Raw genomic sequence first — 2,035 nt, forward strand, 5'->3', positions numbered from 1 at the left:
GCCTCGGACCCGGCGGCGGGGATGACGTATCCCACCAGGTAGGTGCCGCCCGCCGCGTTCTTCTTCGCGACGACGCAGGTGTGCCGCACTCCGGGGTGTTCCGCGAGGCCGGCCTCCACGTCCTCCATCTCCAGCCGCATGCCGCGGATCTTGATCTGGTTGTCGGCGCGACCGAGGAAGTCGAGGGAGCCGTCGGGGGCGTAGCGGGCGAGGTCACCGGTGCGGTAGAGCCGGGAGCCGTCGCCGGCGAAGGGGTTGGCGACGAACCGGGATGCCGTCAGGCCGGGGGCGTTGACGTAGCCGCGTCCCAGGAGGAAGCCGCCGACGTAGAGTTCGCCGCCGACGCCGACCGGGACGGGCCGCAGTTCGTCGTCGAGGACGTACAGCTGCGTGTTGGGGTTGGCCTTGCCGATCGAGGTGGAGAGGCGTTCGGCGGCGCCGCGGTAGATGACGTGGGAGACGCCGATGGTCGTCTCGGCGGGGCCGTAGCCATGGTAGAGCGGGATGCCGAGCTTGGCGCGGAAGCGTTCGTACAGCTCCGGGGTGAGCACCTCGCCGCCGCACCACACGTGCCGCAGGCTGTCCAGCCGGCCCGAGTCGCCGGCCATCTCCAGCAGGACGTCCAGCATGGAGGAGACCAGGTAGGTGAAGGTGACGCGCTGTTCGGAGATGACGCCGAGCAGATGGTGCGGGTCGCGTTCGCCACCGGGCCGCAGGACCACGAGCCTGCCGCCGGTCACCAGCGGCAGGAAGATCTCGTTGATCGAGATGTCGAAGGAGAGCGGCGCCTTGAACAGCGAGGCGTCGTCGTGGCCGAAGCCGAGGATCTCGCGGCTCTGCCAGAGAAGGCGCTCGCTGATCGCCTCGTGCCGGATCATCGCGCCCTTGGGGCGTCCGGTCGAACCGGAGGTGAAGATCACATAGGCGAGGGCCTGGCCGGACACGGGCACGAAGGACCCGTCGGCGGGGTGGGAATCGTGCGCCCAGTCGCCGAGGTCGACGGCCACGGCCTCCGGTTCGCCCTCGGGCCGTGTCCCCGAGCCGTTGAGCTGGAGGACGGCCCGGGCGTCCTCGATGACGACGGCCCGGCGCGCGGCGGGCCACTGGGGGTCGAGCGGCACGAAGGCACCGCCGGCCCGGAGCACGGCGAGCAGCCCGATCACCATGTCGGCGGACCGGCCGAGCGAGATGCCGACGACCTCTTCGGGGCCGAGGCCACGCCGGATCAGTTCGTGCGCCAACTGGCTGCTGTAGGTGTCGATGTGACGATAGGTCAGCGTGTGGTTCCCGTCGACGACGGCGACGGCGTCCGGCCGGGTGCGCACCTGCTCGCAGAACATCTCCACGAGGGTGGGGCGGTCCCGTTCCGCGTCGGTGTCGTTCCACCTGGCCAGCAGCTCGGCTCTGGCGGTGGCGTCGGCGGTGTGGACCGTACCGAGCGGCCGGTCGGGGAACTCGACCAGATCGTCCAGCGCGCTCCTGGCGTCGGCCGGGTCGATTCCCTCGGGGACGGTGACGCCCGGGCCGGGGCCGCCGGCCGTCCAGCCGCCGGCCCCGGTACCGCCGTTGTGCACCCAGCCGAGGACGTCGGGGAACAGGGTGCCCGGACGCAGGTCCATGCCTTCGGGGCCGCGGCCCGTGGCCCAGTACGACAGGGCGATGGCGCAGGCCTCGGTGATGGTGGTGTCGGAGTAGTCACCGGTTCGCCGGCGGACGGCGTCCAGGCTCGCGGGAGACAGCGGCACGAGGCGGGCGTGGGGATCCATCATCGAAGACTCATCGTCCCTTCCGGGTTGGAGAATTGGCTCGGAACGGGCACGGTCCGGGCAGGGGTCCTCGGCTCCCGCCGGGCATGGGCCGGGGCGTGGTGCCGTCGTCGGTCCGCTGTGTCGCGGAGAGTTCGGGGGCGGTCGTCGGCGGCGGAAACGAGGACCTGGGGCCGGGGCCGCCGCCCGGGAGCCGAACCGGTGGCTGACCGACCCGGCCAGCGGCATCGCCAGCGCCGCGCCGACGGCGGGGAAGGCGAGCGCCAGGC

General features: G+C 72.2%; 1 protein-coding gene. It reads right to left on the reverse strand.

What is annotated here, in order from left to right; translation table 11 throughout:
- Window positions 1-1,769, reverse strand: a 1,769-nt coding sequence (locus tag ACFWEP_RS34310; protein WP_387376168.1) for an amino acid adenylation domain-containing protein, incomplete at its 3' end; no start/stop codon positions are given.
- Between the last annotated feature and the right edge of the window lie 266 nt (window positions 1,770-2,035).

The organism is Streptomyces sp. NPDC060198 (genome assembly GCF_042728415.1).
In the GTDB taxonomy this organism is placed as follows: Bacteria; Actinomycetota; Actinomycetes; order Streptomycetales; family Streptomycetaceae; genus Streptomyces.